Origin of the sequence: Sulfolobus sp. B1 (assembly GCF_007050195.1) — an archaeon.
Classification (GTDB): Archaea; Thermoproteota; Thermoprotei_A; order Sulfolobales; family Sulfolobaceae; genus Saccharolobus.
Genome location: NZ_QIMI01000027.1, coordinates 1 through 17029, shown reverse-complemented (window position 1 = coordinate 17029; position 17029 = coordinate 1). Strand labels below are relative to the sequence as shown.

The 17029-nt window shown below is 36.9% G+C and carries 18 protein-coding genes, 2 tRNA genes and 1 pseudogene; 10 read left to right on the top strand and 11 right to left on the bottom strand.

Features of this window, described 5'->3' with window-relative positions:
• Nucleotides 1-112: 112 nt before the first annotated feature.
• Together DMP16_RS03310 and DMP16_RS03305 are read right to left on the bottom strand one after the other, a co-directional pair.
• Nucleotides 113-409: a twin-arginine translocase TatA/TatE family subunit gene (locus DMP16_RS03310; protein WP_069282260.1), complete on the bottom strand. Its 297-nt coding sequence runs from the start codon at nt 407-409 to the stop codon at nt 113-115.
• An 87-nt stretch (nt 410-496) separates the two neighbouring features.
• A complete protein-coding gene (locus DMP16_RS03305; protein ID WP_069282259.1) occupies nt 497-1123 on the bottom strand; it encodes an HAD family phosphatase in 627 nt (208 codons plus the stop codon).
• A gap of 320 nt (nt 1124-1443) precedes the next feature.
• Here DMP16_RS03305 and DMP16_RS03300 point away from each other — a divergent pair, with 320 nt between their 5' ends.
• Nucleotides 1444-2871: an elongator complex protein 3 gene (locus DMP16_RS03300; protein WP_069282258.1), complete on the top strand. Its 1428-nt coding sequence runs from the start codon at nt 1444-1446 to the stop codon at nt 2869-2871.
• Here the strand turns inward: DMP16_RS03300 and DMP16_RS03295 are convergent.
• On the bottom strand, nt 2844-3398 hold the full coding sequence (locus DMP16_RS03295) for a class I SAM-dependent methyltransferase (RefSeq protein ID WP_069282257.1): 555 nt from the start codon (nt 3396-3398) through the stop codon (nt 2844-2846). The two genes, DMP16_RS03300 and DMP16_RS03295, sit on opposite strands and share 28 nt — an antisense overlap.
• A 32-nt stretch (nt 3399-3430) precedes the next feature.
• Complete coding sequence (locus DMP16_RS03290) at nt 3431-4528, bottom strand: metallopeptidase TldD-related protein (protein ID WP_069282256.1); 1098 nt, start codon at nt 4526-4528, stop codon at nt 3431-3433.
• A gap of 192 nt (nt 4529-4720) precedes the next feature.
• On the opposite strand from DMP16_RS03290, the gene DMP16_RS03285 reads away from it, so the two are divergent.
• The gene (locus DMP16_RS03285) at nt 4721-5125 is read left to right on the top strand and encodes a DoxX family protein (protein ID WP_069282255.1); all 405 of its coding nucleotides are present in this window, start codon (nt 4721-4723) and stop codon (nt 5123-5125) included.
• Nucleotides 5126-5153: 28 nt separating this feature from the next.
• Here DMP16_RS03285 and DMP16_RS03280 read toward each other — a convergent pair whose 3' ends face one another.
• Nucleotides 5154-5507, bottom strand: coding sequence for a helix-turn-helix domain-containing protein (locus DMP16_RS03280; RefSeq protein ID WP_069282254.1), 354 nt, complete (start codon nt 5505-5507; stop codon nt 5154-5156).
• Nucleotides 5508-5722: 215 nt separating this feature from the next.
• Between DMP16_RS03280 and DMP16_RS03275 the strand changes: the two genes are divergently transcribed.
• Nucleotides 5723-6844: a hypothetical protein gene (locus tag DMP16_RS03275; protein WP_069282253.1), complete on the top strand. Its 1122-nt coding sequence runs from the start codon at nt 5723-5725 to the stop codon at nt 6842-6844.
• 343 nt (nt 6845-7187) lie between these two features.
• On the opposite strand, the gene DMP16_RS10865 is transcribed toward DMP16_RS03275, so the two are convergent.
• Nucleotides 7188-7283: transfer RNA gene (locus DMP16_RS10865), tRNA-Leu, on the bottom strand.
• On the opposite strand from DMP16_RS10865, the gene DMP16_RS03270 reads away from it, so the two are divergent.
• From DMP16_RS03270 to DMP16_RS03250, 5 genes and pseudogenes are all read left to right on the top strand, one after another.
• Nucleotides 7259-8011: an integrase gene (locus tag DMP16_RS03270; RefSeq protein ID WP_069282252.1), complete on the top strand. Its 753-nt coding sequence runs from the start codon at nt 7259-7261 to the stop codon at nt 8009-8011. The genes DMP16_RS10865 and DMP16_RS03270 overlap by 25 nt on opposite strands.
• Nucleotides 8012-8466: 455 nt before the next feature.
• The gene (locus DMP16_RS03265; RefSeq protein WP_069282251.1) at nt 8467-8760 is read left to right on the top strand and encodes a hypothetical protein; all 294 of its coding nucleotides are present in this window, start codon (nt 8467-8469) and stop codon (nt 8758-8760) included.
• A 151-nt stretch (nt 8761-8911) separates the two neighbouring features.
• Complete coding sequence (locus tag DMP16_RS11300; RefSeq protein ID WP_255446780.1) at nt 8912-9118, top strand: hypothetical protein; 207 nt, start codon at nt 8912-8914, stop codon at nt 9116-9118.
• On the top strand, nt 9099-11153 hold the full coding sequence (locus DMP16_RS03255; protein ID WP_069282249.1) for a hypothetical protein: 2055 nt from the start codon (nt 9099-9101) through the stop codon (nt 11151-11153). The genes DMP16_RS11300 and DMP16_RS03255 overlap by 20 nt, the downstream gene beginning before the upstream one ends.
• Before the next feature lie 117 nt (nt 11154-11270).
• Nucleotides 11271-11435: pseudogene (locus DMP16_RS03250) on the top strand (putative integrase); the annotation flags it as partial.
• A 28-nt stretch (nt 11436-11463) separates the two neighbouring features.
• Here DMP16_RS03250 and DMP16_RS03245 read toward each other — a convergent pair.
• A tRNA-Arg gene (locus DMP16_RS03245) sits at nt 11464-11538 on the bottom strand.
• A 52-nt stretch (nt 11539-11590) separates the two neighbouring features.
• Here DMP16_RS03245 and DMP16_RS03240 point away from each other — a divergent pair.
• Nucleotides 11591-14230, top strand: a complete 2640-nt coding sequence (locus tag DMP16_RS03240) for a DNA-directed DNA polymerase I (RefSeq protein ID WP_069282248.1) — start codon at nt 11591-11593, stop codon at nt 14228-14230.
• A gap of 34 nt (nt 14231-14264) precedes the next feature.
• On the opposite strand, the gene DMP16_RS03235 is transcribed toward DMP16_RS03240, so the two are convergent.
• Genes DMP16_RS03235 through DMP16_RS03225 form a run of 3 tightly spaced genes read right to left on the bottom strand, consistent with a single transcriptional unit; the run spans nt 14265 to nt 15529 of the window.
• Complete coding sequence (locus DMP16_RS03235; RefSeq protein WP_069282247.1) at nt 14265-14708, bottom strand: DUF2286 domain-containing protein; 444 nt, start codon at nt 14706-14708, stop codon at nt 14265-14267.
• Nucleotides 14705-15190 carry a protein-lysine N-methyltransferase gene (locus DMP16_RS03230; protein WP_069282246.1) on the bottom strand — a complete coding sequence of 162 codons (486 nt, stop codon included), beginning with the start codon at nt 15188-15190 and terminating at the stop codon, nt 14705-14707. The genes DMP16_RS03235 and DMP16_RS03230 overlap by 4 nt, the downstream gene beginning before the upstream one ends.
• Before the next feature lie 27 nt (nt 15191-15217).
• Nucleotides 15218-15529: a hypothetical protein gene (locus DMP16_RS03225; protein WP_069282245.1), complete on the bottom strand. Its 312-nt coding sequence runs from the start codon at nt 15527-15529 to the stop codon at nt 15218-15220.
• Nucleotides 15530-15565: 36 nt separating this feature from the next.
• Between DMP16_RS03225 and pgsA the strand changes: the two genes are divergently transcribed.
• Nucleotides 15566-16150 carry an archaetidylinositol phosphate synthase gene (gene pgsA / locus DMP16_RS03220; protein ID WP_069282244.1) on the top strand — a complete coding sequence of 195 codons (585 nt, stop codon included), beginning with the start codon at nt 15566-15568 and terminating at the stop codon, nt 16148-16150.
• Nucleotides 16151-16254: 104 nt separating this feature from the next.
• Here pgsA and DMP16_RS03215 read toward each other — a convergent pair.
• Nucleotides 16255-17029, bottom strand: a 775-nt coding sequence (locus DMP16_RS03215) for a DNA primase regulatory subunit PriL (protein WP_143576892.1), incomplete at its 5' end; no start/stop codon positions are given.

The window sequence follows — 17029 nt, the reverse complement described above, 5'->3', positions numbered from 1 at the left end:
AGCCATTAATAATACGAATACTACTAACACTACTAGGAAGTCATTTACATTGTTAAGCATTACTCTCCCCCTTAATTATTATTTTCAAAAAATATGTGACTTTAGAAGATTATTATTTATTGGACTGCTTCTTTAACTCATCTAACTGTTTTTGTAGTTCCTGAATTTTTTGTTCTAATTCTTTAGCCTTATCTTGAGGCTCTTGCTTTACCAATGGTTGGTTTAAAGACTGTTGAGTGAAAGCTTGTTGCATTTGTTGCAATTCTAATTCAGATTCAATCCTACCCTTCTTAAACTCTCCAACAGCCCTACCCATTGATCTAAATATCTCCGGTATTTTTGAAGCACCGAAGAACACCACAGCTACCACAACAAGTATTATTATCCAATCATATGGACTACCAAGCATTCTAATACCCCTTTAAATATATTCTCATTTACCACATTTAAAAATCTTGCTTTCGATAAAATGAAGAGATATATGTAATCATTATTTTTATAATGTATTTTTAAAAACCAATTCACATAAAGTGTGCAAAATCATTGCATCATATCTCTTAATTTCATCTTCATTAACTGGCACACTACTTTTAACTAGAAATATCTTCTTAATACCTGCAGAGTGATATGCCATTACATCATAAATTGTATCCCCAATTCCTATTGCGTCTTTAGGTTCAGAACCAATCAATTCCAAAGCCTTAATTACCGGCATAGGATTTGGTTTACCGATTTTTACATCATCCCCGGCGACCAAAACATCTGGTTTAACTCTGATAATTTCTAGTACTTCAGTTGCTGAAGATCTCATAGATGATGTCACTACAGCAATCTTAATATCTTTCTCTTTAAGCTTCCCTATTAAATCAATTGCGCAAGGCTTAGGTTTAGCTTTTATCTTTATTAGCTCTGAATAAATCTGAGTTTTAACTAAGGCTAATCTTTCAGCGTTTTCATTCCCTACCAAAATCCGAGCTATGTCAATAGTTTTCTTGCCTAAGAGTTGCCTTATATCCACGTTAACTTTAAATCCTAATCTCTCCAACGCTAACTCCCATGCTTCTCTATGGATTTCTTCAGTATTTGCTAAAGTTCCATCTAAATCAAATATAACAGCTTTCATTCGATAGTGAGTTATCAAACTTAGAATAAAAGTTTTACAAAATGAAGAAAGCCTCTCCCTTAAAGGCGGGATTGTAAAGTATTTATTTCCTAACAATAGGAGGGAGTTTTCTGAGCCTCTCGATTATCCCTTAGACGAGAATCGATGAGGAGAACCTTCTAAGGGAGAAAAGTTAGAAAAGGAACAAGTGACCTTTTAGCAATAAAATATTTTGTTTCGCCTTAGAGCATAGAGGAGATCAGATCAAACATAACGAAACATTAAGAAAGTAACTTTGCTTCCTTAAAAAATAATAAGCTCTGACATAAAGGTAAAGAATAATGCAAGTAATAAGAAAGCCAACGAGAATGTTATCTGGAGTAACTATAGTAGCGGTAATGACGCATCCTTATCCGTGCCCTCACGGAAAGTGCATATTTTGCCCGGGTGGAGTTGAAGTAGGAACTCCTCAAAGTTATTATGGAAGGGAACCCACGTTAATGAGAGCTGTAGAAAATAATTATGACCCTTTTTATCAAGTTCAATCTAGACTAAAGCAATACGTTGAAAATGGGCACACGCCTAGTAAAGTTGAATTGATAATCATGGGCGGTACGTTCTTGGCTATGCCCTTGGACTATCAAGAGTGGTTTGTAACGCAAGCTCTAGAGGGGATGAATCAGTTCCCAGAAGCCAATAAAAAAACTTTTACTTATTTAGAAGATGCCCAATTAAGGAACGAAAATGCAAGTGTTAGATGTGTAGGAATGACGGTTGAGACTAAACCCGATTGGGCTAAAGAACCTCACACTGATCAACTACTAAGATTAGGAGCTACTAAAGTGGAATTAGGGGTTCAAACTATTTATGATGATATATTAAGGTTTACGAACAGAGGACATTCAGTAAATGACTCAATTGAAGCTACCAGAATATTAAAGGACGCTGGCTTTAAAGTTGTATATCACTTAATGTTAGGCTTGCCTAAATCAGATCCGGATAAGGATTTAGAAGCACTTAAGACCATTTTCCAAGATCCCTCTTTTAGACCAGACATGCTGAAGATTTATCCCACGTTAGTAGTCGAGACAGCTCCTTTAGTACACTTATGGAAGAGGGGTCTTTATAAGCCTTATGACACTGATACTTTAGTAGAACTGATATCAGAAATGTATAGATATATTCCAAAGTGGGTTAGAGTAATGAGAATTCAAAGGGACATTCCAGCAACCATAATCTTAGATGGTAATAGGAAAGGTAACTTAAGGGAATTAGTGGAGAAGAGGGCTATTGAAAAGGGAATTATGATAAATGAGATAAGGTATAGGGAAGTAGGAATGGTGTGGCAACATAAAGGATTAACGCCTCATGATGATAAAATAAGGTTAAATAAGGAAGTATATGAAGCTAGTGGAGGAACTGAAGTATTCTTATCCTTTGAAGATGATCAGAATATCCTAATCGGCTATTTAAGGTTAAGGATACCCTCTGATAAAGCACATAGAAGTGAGATAAAAAACAAAAGAGTCGCTATCGTTAGAGAGCTACACGTTTATGGCATTGAAGTTCCAGTGGGAATGTGGGATGATTTTGGATTCCAACATAAGGGTTATGGTAGTAAGTTACTAAGTGAAGCTGAGAGGATATCTAGGGAGGAATTCGACGCCAAGAAGATTTTGGTGCTATCGGGAATTGGCGCGAGGGAGTATTATAGAAAGAAGGGATATGTTAAGGAAGGACCTTATATGGCTAAGGATTTAATACCATAAAACATTGCATTGTTTGGAAGAAAACTCTTAACTCTGTATATCTTATACTTAACTTTCTTAAACCCCACCTTTTGCATTATTTTCTTCAACTCATTAGGATAGTATAATCTATAGTATCTTCTGACCTCTTTACCATTTAGGTAACTCTTCGTTAATACGTATCTTCTGAACATAAACCTTGGTTGAACTAACCATACTGTAACTAGAATTTCACCGTTTTCCTTTAATACTCTCTTCGCTTCATTTAATGCTAAATGAGGATCCATTAAATGGTGTATTGAAGCTATGTATAAGAGTGAGGTCATGGAAAAATCTCTAAGTGGTAAATACTCCATGTCGGCTTGGATAAGATTTTCGCAACCTCTCTTTTTTGCTTCAGTTATTTGCCTTAATGCTAAATCTAAGCATATAACTAGTTTACTTCTTTTTTGTAACTCTAAGCAATTCTGTCCAGAGCCACATCCTACATCTACTACTATTTTTCCTTTTATTAGATCTAAAAATTCAATGGGTTTTCTTCTATAAATTATATTTTCGTACGCCTCTTTAATTGCTATTTTTAATAAAGTATTGCTCTCGCTTTCATTCTTATGTATGGCATCACACCTCCATGCTCTTCATCAATAAATACCCCCTTAGTTTCTCTGGTAATTGCATCGATACTTAATAAATCTTGAAGTGGAATTGCAACTTCCCTAATAAATACTCTACCTTCACCAACCTTTATAACACTTCTAGGGTATATTCTCACACTATTTTGGACCATTTCAGATCTCTTTACGCCAATTGCTAGGTAGGATCCCTTACTTTCTTGAATCATTTCGTCAAGTTTCCAATCTCCAGTCTTAAATTCTAGTGTAAAATAATCGGGTTTAGGTAATAATCCCCTAGCATTCCCAGCATTGCCAAATTTTGAGGTTAAGGTACCTAAATAATTAATAATAATCCCATCTCCTATAAGTTCCTTCTTCCGTGTTCTTACTCCCTCATCATCGAAATATGAAAATGAATGTGAAAAAGGATTTAAAGGATTATCATAAATTGTGATTTCTCCAAATATCTTTTCATTAATTTTAAATGCTGGCGCATTTCCCCTCATGTAATTAAGTACAAGATGGTGAAAAACGTGACCAGCTACCTCAGGATCTAATATGAAGGTCACTCTACCACTTTCAGTTAACAATCTTTTTGAAGGTATGTTCACTATACTGGTCTTTAAATATTCTATTATTGACGGTATATCATGAGGATCACCAGTATATGCAAAGCTCATATCATTATATCTGACGTAATTTACCACCTTCTCTTCCTTGCATTCCTTTATATCATGCATATTTATTCTTCTACTAACCTTCTTGCTTACTAACTTTATATCAATATCAGAAGAGTCAACTATTCCTTTCAAAATTTCTAATAGTTTTTCACTTTCTATCCACATCTTAACTGAGGTATGAACATAACTTTCGCATGGCTCGAATTCTTTGCCAGGAGTAACTTCATTTATTGTTTTCCCTAAGTCAGTTACAATTACCCATTTTCCATTTACTAGTATTCTATTTAAGTTATATGAACGAGCGTAATTAACGATAACATATCCCTCACTAGAATATTCAGCTTCAATAACTTCCTCATGATAATTAACAGTCTCTTTCATCATATACCAAATATATAGATAAAGGATATTTTACTTAACTATTGCGTATGAGCTACTTTTCGAAGTTCAAGGTTCCGAATTTTTATGTTTCATGAAACCTAGTAAATTTGGTTTCTAGAGGGTAATTTACTTGCTTTCAATTCTCTTACTAATTTATATGCTTTACTAAGTAAACTTAGAGTAAGTGATAAAGTAATGAATGGAACATTGGAAGCAATAGGTTTATTAATATTTAGAATACTCTTCGGAATATCACTAATACCTCATTCGTTTCCCAAAATAAACAAAAACACGAGCATCCAATTAAAGGGATTTATGAAGCAAATAGGAATACCTACAATTTTTGTGGATCTTTCTATGCTCATAGAGCTCGTAGGAGGAATACTTGTAATACTGGGAACGTTTTACGTACTGGTAGATTCAATACTAACCCTTTTCTTCTTGGGTACGGTTATCACTAGTATTACCAAAATGAAGAAACCACTCCCATCGATTACAAATCCTGGGTACGACCTCGATATTTTATTTCTAGCTGGCTCAATCTTATTATTACTTTTAGGCCCGGGATCAATAGCTATATTGCCAGGTCCAAATCTCTAAATCGGAAGTAAGCAAAAAGTTATACTATTCATTTTTTTTGAAACTCAGCAGATCTTAAAACCCACTTCTCTCCCCAGTCTTTCATTATTTTAAAAAGATTTTCTAATTCTTTTCCCTTATCGGTTAACACATACTCGACTCTAAACGGTCTAGTGCTCGCTATTTTTCTTTCAATTATACCTGTATTTTCAAGAAACTTTAAAGTTGAGGATAAAGTTTTTGAACTTAGTTTCGTTTCTCTTAATAATTCATTAAACCCTTTAGGTCCATCAAAAAGATATCTTAGTACGAGTAACCTAGGTTCTGTACCGATTATCTTTATTGTTTCCACTATTGGGCAAATTTTCTTCTCTTCCTGCTCTCGAAATGTATTTGAATTCATCTACTTTACTTTTTATAGTTAACCAATAAAAGTTAGTCTCATTATAATTCACGAAAGAGCTTTTAGACTAACCACCTTGATTTATTATAAAAACTTGTATTCTGTAATTATTCTTATAGAGTTATCAATTGCTAAGATTTAAGTATGAAAATTATTCTTAACTACTCAACTTATTGCAAAGAAAAAGTTTTATGACTTCATGTAGATAAAATTTTATGAGGCGTAATGATATAATATCTTACATTTTACTTATTTCCATAAATGTAGCATCTTCTCAGTACTTTTACTTGCCCGTATATTTCGAATATTATTTAAGGAGTGCAGAATACTCATTTATATTTTCCACTGCGAGCGTAAGTCTTAGAGCTGCAGTTTCACCTTTTATTGCTGAAGTATTAAAAAACAGACCTAAATCATCACTCTTTATAGCCTTTGCTTATCAAGCAATCCTCTCGTGGATTCTCTTTTTTAAGTTACTTCCCCTCAATATAGTAGTCGTTGCATTAGTTGGAGCAATAAATGGGCTCGTAACCTCTCTACTCCTCTTCTTAAATGCAATCTTCTTTTCTTATTCCGAACCAAACTTATCTTCAAGGTATCAAAGGGCTAATTTTTTCATCTCTTCTAAGTTCCTTGGATACGTAGTGGGAAGTTTAATAACCATATTAATCCTTTTATTTCTCTTGAAAGGTATAAACGATCTCTTTCTGGCCTCATTAATAGTTTGGTTAATCTGTATTCCTTTGATATTTGCTCTAGATACAAAGAAAGGAAAAGTATCAAAGCCCAGCATTCTAGAGGTAAGAAAGGTCTTTAGTGCCTTTTCTCCATTCTTTCTACTTTCATTCATGCTTAGTATGTCTTTAGCCACTGTTGGGGGTTTAATTGAACCATTAATCTTTAGTAAAGTTAGTTCCGCGGGTTGGTTTAGTGTATCATTTATACTCGCTAACGTGGCTGGCTCCATAATTCCTTTGTATTTTCCTAAAAGTAAAATATCGTTTAATTTAGTGTTAGGTGTAACTATTGCAACGATTAGTGAGTTTCTATTCCCCTTAACTCCCCAACTTTACGTGTTGGTAGCTTATGGTATATTTTCTCAAGTAGGTAATTCAATAGTATGGCCTATTATGATAGGTAATATGATGTCTAGGTCTGATTATCCAGTAGTAGAAAGCGGTGTTTTGGCTACGATCACTGATGTTTCCACCTTAATAGCTGATGGGTTTACTGCCCTTTTTTATCCCATACTTGGAGCTTATTCCCTTAGTTTATTTAGTATAATTAATCTAGTCGTATGGGTTATTTTCTTCCTATCAAGAAAAAAAGAAATGTGATTTCTCCATCTTCCTTTGCACGTGAATAATGTTAGTCTTCATCATGCAAATAGCATTTACGTCTATAATTAGTCTAAACTAAATAACTATTTGCAATATATATACTAGGAGCAGTAAGTGCTAAGTGTCGTATCAACGCTAATTAGTTAAGAGGCAAAAAGAGGATAATCATAAATAATTATATGACTCCTGTCCTTTCAAGGTACCATTAGGGAATAGTTTTTCCATCACTTACAATATATTTACTAACCTCTAAATGTAGTTCTACCTCAATATAAAGGTTTTACATGAGTGTTAAATTAAGAGCATAGTAAAGACTAATTTTCAATTAATCGTAAATTCGCGGACCCGCCGGGACTTGAACCCGGGACCTCTGGCTCCGCAGGACGAAAAATCGACTTTGAGAGGCGTAAAATAGCGTTAGTTACCAATTTACGCCAATTCGCCACTTCCGGTAACGTTAAGGCGTTCTATGAATGGTTGCTAACTAAACGAAAAATCTCAGAGGCGACTGCGAAGAGCTATATATCTGGCGTTCTGTCTTACGGCGACACAAATAACGACAGGAAGGCTATAAGGCTTTTCGCCAAGTTCCTCGCCGAAGAGGGGATAATCACTGAGGACTTCCGCGATAAAATATTGAGCGTTATTAAGGTAAAGCGTTCAAACCCCGACCTATATGTGCCTACGTTAGAAGAAGTGCGAAAAACGCTAATGTTGGCTAAAGAGTATAGCGAAAACGTGTATCTCGTCTACCGTCTGGCGTTAGAGAGTGGGGCTAGGTTAAGCGAGATACTGAAGGCGTTATCAGAGCCAGAACGTGACGTCTGTGAGGGCGACATATGTTACTACCCACTCGCGTGGACTAGAGGGTATAAGGGTAGTTACTACTTGTTCCATGCCACTCCGCTAAGAAAGGTAGATATCACACGTTACGCCATTCACGACTTTGAGAGACGTCATAAAGACGCCGTCGCCATTAAATACTTCCGTAAGTTTGTTTCAACGCAGATGGCTAGCTTAGGCATACCCTTCGACGTCATAGACTTCATACAAGGTCGAAAACCTACACGCGTACTGACCCAACACTACGTTTCGCTATTTGGTATCACGAAAGAGCAGTACAAGAAATACGCGGAGTGGCTTAGAAAAACAGACCCCGTATGACATAATTTTACGGCGTTACTTGAGAGCTATAGCTCTTCAGTATGCGATAGATAACCCCCGTATGCTGAATTTTTATGTCGTGAATTCACGTGAAAGCTATAGTTTTTCAGTATAACCCCCGTATCAAGACATTTTACGCTTTCAGAAAACGTAAAGCCCACTAAAACACTTGATACCCATTTACACTCTGTTATAGACAACCCCCGTATACGGAATTTTTAGGTCATGGATTTACATGAAAGCTATAGTTTTTCAGTATACCCCCCGTATGTGAAACTTTTACGGCGTGAATACTGCGTGAACCCCGGTAAATTTCACTTAGCATACAGAGAGATACCCCGTATACGGAAACGTGTTTTATGTCCCTAATGTTTATAAATGTTCCGTATATGGAAACGTGTTTTTTTATGACTTAATGCTTATTAAATGTTCCGGAACTTTTTTTAAAACTTGTAATGCCCACAATAAGTGAACAAAAACAAGTCATAAAAGTTAATTCTAAGGTTTTTTTATATGGTAAGCACAAAGGGAAGGAGTACTACGGCGTCTCGATACCGTGGCGTATAGCTAAGCAACTAATAGGCAAGACGCTAGACGCGACCCTACTACTCCCAGACGGCGAGTTAAGGGTACACGGCGTTGAAGTAATCTATGTTAGTGGTAAGCTAGCGATAACGGTACCGGCAAAGTATAGTGACAGACTGAAGGGCGTAGAAAGGGTTGATGTTTTGCTAGAAGAGATAGAGTGAAAAAAGGGGGTGAGACAAGACGAAGGTCGTTATATCAAATAACTCTAAACGCGACGGGGTTAATAAGGGTAACGCGAAATACGTCTACGCCACAAAACGCTCTATCTTCGTCGTACTCGCTGAGCCTAAAAAGGGTAAGTACTCCTATGGCGTGAAGATATTACCGCTTTATGGTCGCTTTTACGACGCTAAAGAGAAGAAGTCGTATAAGGCTGAGGAGTTACGCGGTTATAACGTGTACCTCAACCTAAAGGAAAACGCGGAGTGGGTTAAGAAAGGCGTGGTCGTGTTATGGGGCTTTAGCGATAGCGATTTTGTACAAGTGGGGTTTGAGAGCGGTGAAAGTAGTAAGGCGTAACGGGAAGTGGGTAGTCGTTAAAGAAAACGCTCAGTCGAGTTACAATACGGCAGGAAAACTCGGTACGGACGATAACAAAATTCAAAAAAGTACAACAGACGCGAAAGAAAAAGCTGAAAATAGCATCACAGACGCGGGAAAAATTCAAACATCGTTTGCAAAGGGTTCCGCTAAATCCGCCAAATCCGCCGATTATCTCACTCAAATGCAAAAAATGGCGGAAATAGCGGAAATAGCGGAACCCTTTGCAAACAATGAACAGAAAAACGCTCAGTCAGTTGTCGACAAAAATGAAAAAATTAAACCGCAAACGAAAGAAATAAATTCAATTTCGGAAGGGCACGTAAAGTGTGTAGAAGTCAAAGACGGTAAAGTGGTCGACGTCTGCTATGAGGTCGTTGGCTATACGAAACGCTTAGAAGGCGGTAAAGTGGTCGAGGTACCCTCACTAAATATCATATTTAGATATAAAGATAAAGAGTTTAAATGCGTCGGCGATAAATGTGAAGAGGTTATTTCAGAGGTCGCTAAGCTCACCGACTATCACCCGCCAAAGCACGCGTTATTAGACGCGATAGAGGGTATCAAGAAGTCTCTCACAAAAGAGACGCCGGTCTGTGAATACGTCATGACGCACTACCCAGATCTGTACAGAGAGGCTGAGAGGAACATAATCGGCTTTATGTTGCGGAACTCCGACAAGTTTGTGCATGGTTATGAAAAGCCGAGGGAGTTAGTCGCTTACTCAGCTTTCTCAGCCTTCCTTGACCCGTCGTACGGGACATCGAGACTATCCCTAATGCTGATAGGCGGGTCTGGTGCGGGTAAGTCTACAATCGTGAAGAGTATACTCTACCAGTTCCCCGATGACATGGTTGCGGTATTCACTAGGGTCACTACAAACTTCTTAGGCTATAGCACAGACCTCAACAAACCGATTGTATTTTTTGAACAGATCGATGGGCAGAACATAAACTATGCACGCGAATACATGAGCGAAGATAGGATAGTAACGGGCACAGTAGAGAAGAACGAAGACGGCAAACTCACAGCACGTACCATAACGATTAAGCACAGACCGGTGTTTATCACGACGTCGGTAGTAGACATTACCGACGCGGTAAAGGCACAGATAGAGAATAGGCTCTTCAAAGTCTACATCAACTCACGCGGGATAGACCTAGGCAAGGTCGTTGAAAAGATGGCGAATAGGGGCGAGTTAGAATACCCGTTTGAGGTCAAGGCGGTAATCGCGTGTTTCATAAGCAAAATGCCCAAAGACGTTAAGCTGAGCCAAGATGTAATAAACGAGATAACCGCCTTCGGCAATCAAGTGTTGGGGCATGCCAAGGACTTTGGTGTAGTAGTTAGGGCGATATCGCGACTAATGGTACTCGTGAGGATACATGCGGGGTTAAAGCTCAAGAGCGTCGCCGACATAAGCGACTTCAACGATGTAATGGCTAAGTTCCGCAAAGAGGTACTGTTCGACGCGTTAGGGCTGAGCGAGAGGGACATAGAGTTTCTGCAGTATGTGAGAGACGCTCAGGCTAGGGTCAGCGGTGAGCCTAAGACTGACGACATAGTGGCTATAGCAAAAGTGCATAAACAATATGTGATTAGCGTGTTGAAGAACTTAGAGCGTAAAGGGTTAGTCTATAGCGAAAAACCAGACAACGCTTTCAGATGGGGGTTGACTGACTTAGGGAAGGAAATACTCGAATACGTAGAGGGCGTAATCAAGCCCGACGTTAAGGTAGAGGGCGATTTAATCAAAGTGAAGACGCAAGACGGCGAAGTTATCGCAGATAAAGACTTTTTTCGAGGGTCTGACGGAAGAGGCGATAAGAAAAATGCCGTGTCAGATGACAAAGGAAGAATGCGAAAAAGCGACGGAAAGGCTGATAGAGGCGTTGAGAGCGTACAAGTCAGACCGCCAGTACTATCGCGTATGATACATAGGCTGAGGATAAAGGGTGAGGAGTTAGATAGGTTTGCAGAGCTATACTCAGAGTTTAGCCCAACTCGGGGTTAATTTTCCAAATGAGGAACTTTTACCGCTACCTTTCAAACTCACGCGAGACCCCGTAACTTTTTACGAGTTACCAATGCTTATAAACGCGAATTGGTAACCATAATACAGTGCGTAAAAATGACGAAAGAGAAGACGCGTTATAAATATGGCGACTATATTATACGCCCTATTAAAGGGCGGTATTACGTCTATAAATTGGAAACGATAAACGGTGAGATAAAGGAAACTTACGTAGGTCCTTTAGTTGACGTAGTTGAAACGTATATGAAATTGAAAAATGGAAGTGGGGGTGTGGGGGATACCCCCACAGCGGACCCGCCGGGACTTGAACCCGGGACCTCTGGCTCCGCAGGCCAGCGCTCTATCCTAGCTGAGCTACGGGTCCTTTACCACTAAAACTTATATCGTATTTCCTATAAAGTTATATTTGTTTAAGTATGGCTAAACAACTTACATTATTTGATATTCCTTCTAGCAAGCCTGCTAAAAATACTGAGGAAAATAAGCAGGAAGTCCAAGAAACTAAGGAAGAAGAAAGGAGGCGAGTTACAAGAAGGGAGTGGCTTCCTCCAGCAGAGGAGGGTAAGTTATATTACTTATTACAAGTTGATTATGATGGTAAGAAGGGTAAAGCAGTCTGCAAATTATATGATGAGAACACTCAAAAAATTTACGTACTCTACGATAACACTGGACATAAATCCTATTTCTTAGTTGACCTAGAGCCAGATAAGATCAGTAAGATTCCTAAGATTATTAGAGATCCTTCTTTTGATCACATAGAAACCGTTACGAAAATTGATCCTTATACATGGGAAAATATAAGGATGACGAAAATAGTAGTTAAAGATCCCTTAGCGGTTAGAAGATTGAGAAATGCTGTTCCTCAAGCTTATGAAGCTCATATAAAGTATCATAATAATTATATTTACGATATGGAATTAATTCCTGGAATGCCTTATATTGTAAAACAAGGTAAACTTATGTCAGCTGGGCTAAAACTTGATGAAAAAGATGTAGAGGATATTAAAAGGGCATTCTCCGATTCTGATGATTTAACTAAGCAGATGGCTATAGATTGGCTTCCAATATTTGAGACTAAAGTACCAAAGATTAAGAGAGTTGCTGTTGATATCGAAGTATATACTCCAATAAAAGGTAGAGTTCCAGATCCCGAAAAAGCAGAATTTCCAATAATTAGTATTGCATTAGCTGGAAATGACGGATTGAAGAAGGTCTTAGCTCTAAATAGAAGTGATGTACAAGAAGGTAATACTAACAACGATGGATTGTCAGTGGAGAGATTTGATTCTGAGTACGATCTACTTGTTAGATTTTTCGAGATACTTAGCAATTATCCAATGATAATAACTTTTAATGGTGATGATTTCGATATACCTTATATTTATTATAGAGCCCTAAAACTAGGCTTTTATCCAGATGAGTTGCCTTTTGATGTTCATGGAGATGAAGCTAAGTATCTAATTGGGCTTCATATAGATTTATACAAGTTTTTCTTTAATAAGGCTGTTAGGAATTATGCCTTTGAGGGAAAATACGCTGAATATAACTTAGATTCCGTAGCTAAGGCTCTTTTAGGAGTATCAAAGGTTAAGGTAGATACTCTGATATCGTTTTTGGATATACAGAAATTAATAGAGTATAACTTCAGAGACGCTGACATAACGTTACAACTGACCACCTTTGGAAATGAGTTAACTATGAAGCTAATTGTGCTATTCTCTAGGATATCCAGGCTAGGCATTGAGGAGCTAACAAGAAGTGAAATATCCACGTGGGTAAAGAATCTATACTATTGGGAGCATAGGAAGAGAAATTGGTTAATACCTTTAAAGGAAAACATTTTAGCTAGAACATCTAGCGTCAAGACATCGGCATTAATAAAGGGTAAAGGGTATAAGGGAGCTGTCGTTATTGATCCACCAGCTGGGATATTCTTTTACATAACTGTATTGGACTTCGCCTCACTGTATCCTTCAATAATTAGGACGTGGAATTTAAGTTATGAAACTGTCGATTTAAATCAATGTAATAAAACGGTTGAAGTAAAAGATGAGACGGGTGAAGTGCTACACACGGTATGTATGGACAGACCGGGAATAACTGCAGTCATAACTGGTTTATTGAGGGACTTCAGAGTAAAGGTATATAAGAAGAAATCAAAGAGTCAAAGCGTAGGAGAAGAGCAAAGGATATTATACGATGTAGTACAAAGGGCTATGAAAGTGTTCATAAATGCTACATACGGTGTATTTGGAGCTGAAACTTTCCCGCTCTATGCTCCTGCAGTAGCTGAGAGTGTTACAGCATTGGGTAGATATGTAATAACGAGCACAGTTAAGAAGGCGAGGGAGGAAGGTCTCACAGTATTGTATGGAGATACTGATTCGTTATTTCTCTTAAATCCTTCTACCGAGAGGCTTGAGGGAATTATAAAGTGGGTTAAGTCCAATTTTAATCTTGACCTAGAGATAGATAAGAGTTATAGGTTTGTAGCGTTTTCTGGACTTAAGAAGAATTATTTTGGCGTATATACTGACGGAAAGGTGGAAATAAAAGGTATGTTGGTGAAGAAGAGAAACACTCCGGAGTTTCTAAAGAAAGTGTTTAATGAAGTTAAAGACTTGATGGTTAATATAAACTCTCCAGATGATATTAAGAAGATTAAGGGAGAGATTGTAAAGAAGATAAAGGAATCTTATGAGAAGTTGAAAAATAAGGAGTATAATCTTGATGAACTAGCGTTTAGAATAATGTTATCTAAACCGTTAGATTCTTACACTAAGAATACACCTCAGCATGTTAAAGCTGCTCTCCAGTTAAGGCCGTATGGAGTAAATGTATTGCCCAGGGATATAATATCTTTTGTTAAAGTTAGATCCAAAGATGGCGTTAAGCCAGTGCAGTTAGCTAAGGTAAGTGAAATAGATGTGGAGAAATATTTAGAAGCTTTAAGAAGTACATTTGAGCAATTACTTAAGGCATTTGGAGTCTCATGGGATGAGATAGCCTCAACTATCTCTATAGATTCCTTCTTCTCTACTACAAAGAATTAAAAATATGATAAAGATTAAATGTTTTAAAAACTTCTTATTCTTCCTCTTCTTCTATATCTTCTAAATCTTCTTCTTTTTCTTTCGGTTGTTCGCTAGTCATCTGCGTCGCGTCAGAAATAACCTCCTTTTTCATATCATCATTAATATAATACGATATTACATACACTTTCTTATCTTGGAAGTCACTCTCCTTCCATTCGTTTTCATAGCTTATTATATAGACGGGTATTTTAGCAATTGCCTCTCTCTTATCCTTACCAACCAAGAAGTTTTTCAATACTTCGTATACATCTGGCTTTAACGGAAGGGGAACTCTTACCTCTTGTGAATCATGCATTATGATAAAATCTGAGGTTAATTCATTCCATTCATCCAATGCACTTTTGGCTACTTCACGGATAACTTTACCGATCTCTCCTTCCATTATTTTTTCAGAAGTAACTTTACCATTCTCACTTTTGACGACTAGAATTTTCATTTATGTTCACCGATTACGTAAAGGTAAACTGTATGATTCATATTCCCGTCTTCAACCTTTATTACCTCTTTTGGAACCCAACCTCTTATCTCAAATTCATGTGAGACTATTCTAGTCCCAGGCTTTAGCTCACTCTCGAGCTTAGGTTTAAGCATTTCATTCACATTAGTTAGTAAAAACATAGTGACGACAGTAGCCTCAGATAAGTTAGCCTCAAAGAAGTTCCCTTTTACCGCATTAGCCCTTCCTACTACTCCGCTTTTTTCTATATTTGAATAGGTATCCCTTAGTCTCTCATCATTGATCTCTATGCATATCGCTTTCTTTACATTAAAGTCCTTCACGGCTGTTATTATAATCCTTCCATCTCCACAACCTAAGTCATACACTACATCGTCTTGATTAGCCTTTGCTATTTCTAACATTCTTTTAACGACTTTCTCTGGAGTTGGAACATAAGGTACATGAGGAACATAACTCATGTTGACCACTCTATAAATTAATGTTACTTATCCGATATTTTTAATTTTTTTAATGGCCTCTTCTTTCCCTTTTTCTTTATCAGGCTTTAAGGAAGAGTCTAATGGAATTCTTGTCAATATGGGGAATATCTTGCCATCATTAGACATAGCGAAGAGTTGAGGCAGAAATGGCATATCGAATTCATCCTTTTCGCCATAATCTGCTAGAAATCCATAGTCCTCCACTTTAACCTCCTTTTCTATATTTAATTCTTTAGAAAGTTCTTCTAGTATTTCGACAAAAACCTTATGTAGTGGATGTGAATCTGAGGTTACCAGAATCAATTTTTTAGCTGTCATCCCCCTATTACTACCTAATAGAGTTTAAAATAGTATGTGATAAAGATGCTGAATCAAATTAGGAAGCAAACAAAAAGAGTGTTAACACCTATTGCTAGGGCTTTTCTCAGAATTAATCTCAGTCCTAATCTTATAACAGTTTTAGGATTAATATTTTCATTTATCTATTTTTTTACTATGATGAAACTTAATGTAGGAATTGCAATAATATTTTTAATCATCTCATCGCTGATGGATGCGATTGATGGAGAAGTAGCTAGACTATCTAATAAGGTTTCAAAATTCGGGAGCTTTTTAGATTCAACTCTAGATAGGATTGAAGACATACTTTATATAACTGGATTTATCTTCATAGGTTTTCCATCATATTTAATAGCTTTTGGTGTAGGGCTATCTTTAGTTATATCGTATATTAGAGCTAAGGCTGAATCCTTAGGATTAAAGATGGAAGGAAGAGGGATTATAGAGAGAGGGGAGAGAATAATTTTTGTATTATTAATTCTACTGATTTACTTGATATTAGGAGAAATAGCGTCATTATACATGTTCTACCTATTCTTAGTTCTTACTTTAGTTACCGTTATCCAAAGGTTCTATGTAGTTTATAGTGCATTAAACTGACCTCCTCTCCGTCTAAAGGGCTAGGATTCTGCTGAGATCTTGGGCGTTACTCCCCTTTATAGGAGTTACTCCGTTAGATGTTACTAGGAATAAGAGGGGCTTTATCATGATCTATAATAAAGTTGTAAGGGATTTCTTACATTACATTCGCTTACGCACAAGTTGAGCTCCTTCATTCTATAGCATGAATAAATAATGTATTTTGTTTTCTTATTACCTAAGTACCTTTTATATAAATCATTTATCGATGTGATACTCCACTTCTTTAAAACCGCATTAATGCTTCCTAAGCTCTTTCCGATATCAATATAGAAAGTTACAAGGATTCTTACTTCCTCCTCACTTATCTTATCTTTATTAAGAATAGCTTCAATACAAGGTGGAATTCTTCCCTCCTTATTTATTAAGTCCCTTAATTTCTCTGGTATTTCCTTCAAGTTTAACGGTCTTATTAATTGCAAAATTTTTCTCCTAATAGTCTCGGCAATTAGTTGTATCAGCTGTTCCCTATTGAGATAAACATTCCCTCTATAAAGAATTTGCTTACTTAACTTCCACTGATCATTAGTTCCCTTTATAAGCTTTAAAAATTCAATGAAATTTATACAATACTCTCTCTCCTCCGTAATTTTCCTCTCGCTTATACGTAGTTTTATGGGATTACACCTATTTACCTTAATATTAAGATTACTAGAGAGCTCTAATAATGCACTTTCATCTTCTTTAGTAAGTAATTTCTTGAACTGCTGACTCTCTAAATAGGCGTATTTAGCGTTTAATCGCGAGCTATTAATTACGGCTAGTATAATTAGCGTTGTATAAAAAACCAACACGGGTTCAGTATATTTAGTATAATGTTCTAATTGCTCATTAGCCTTT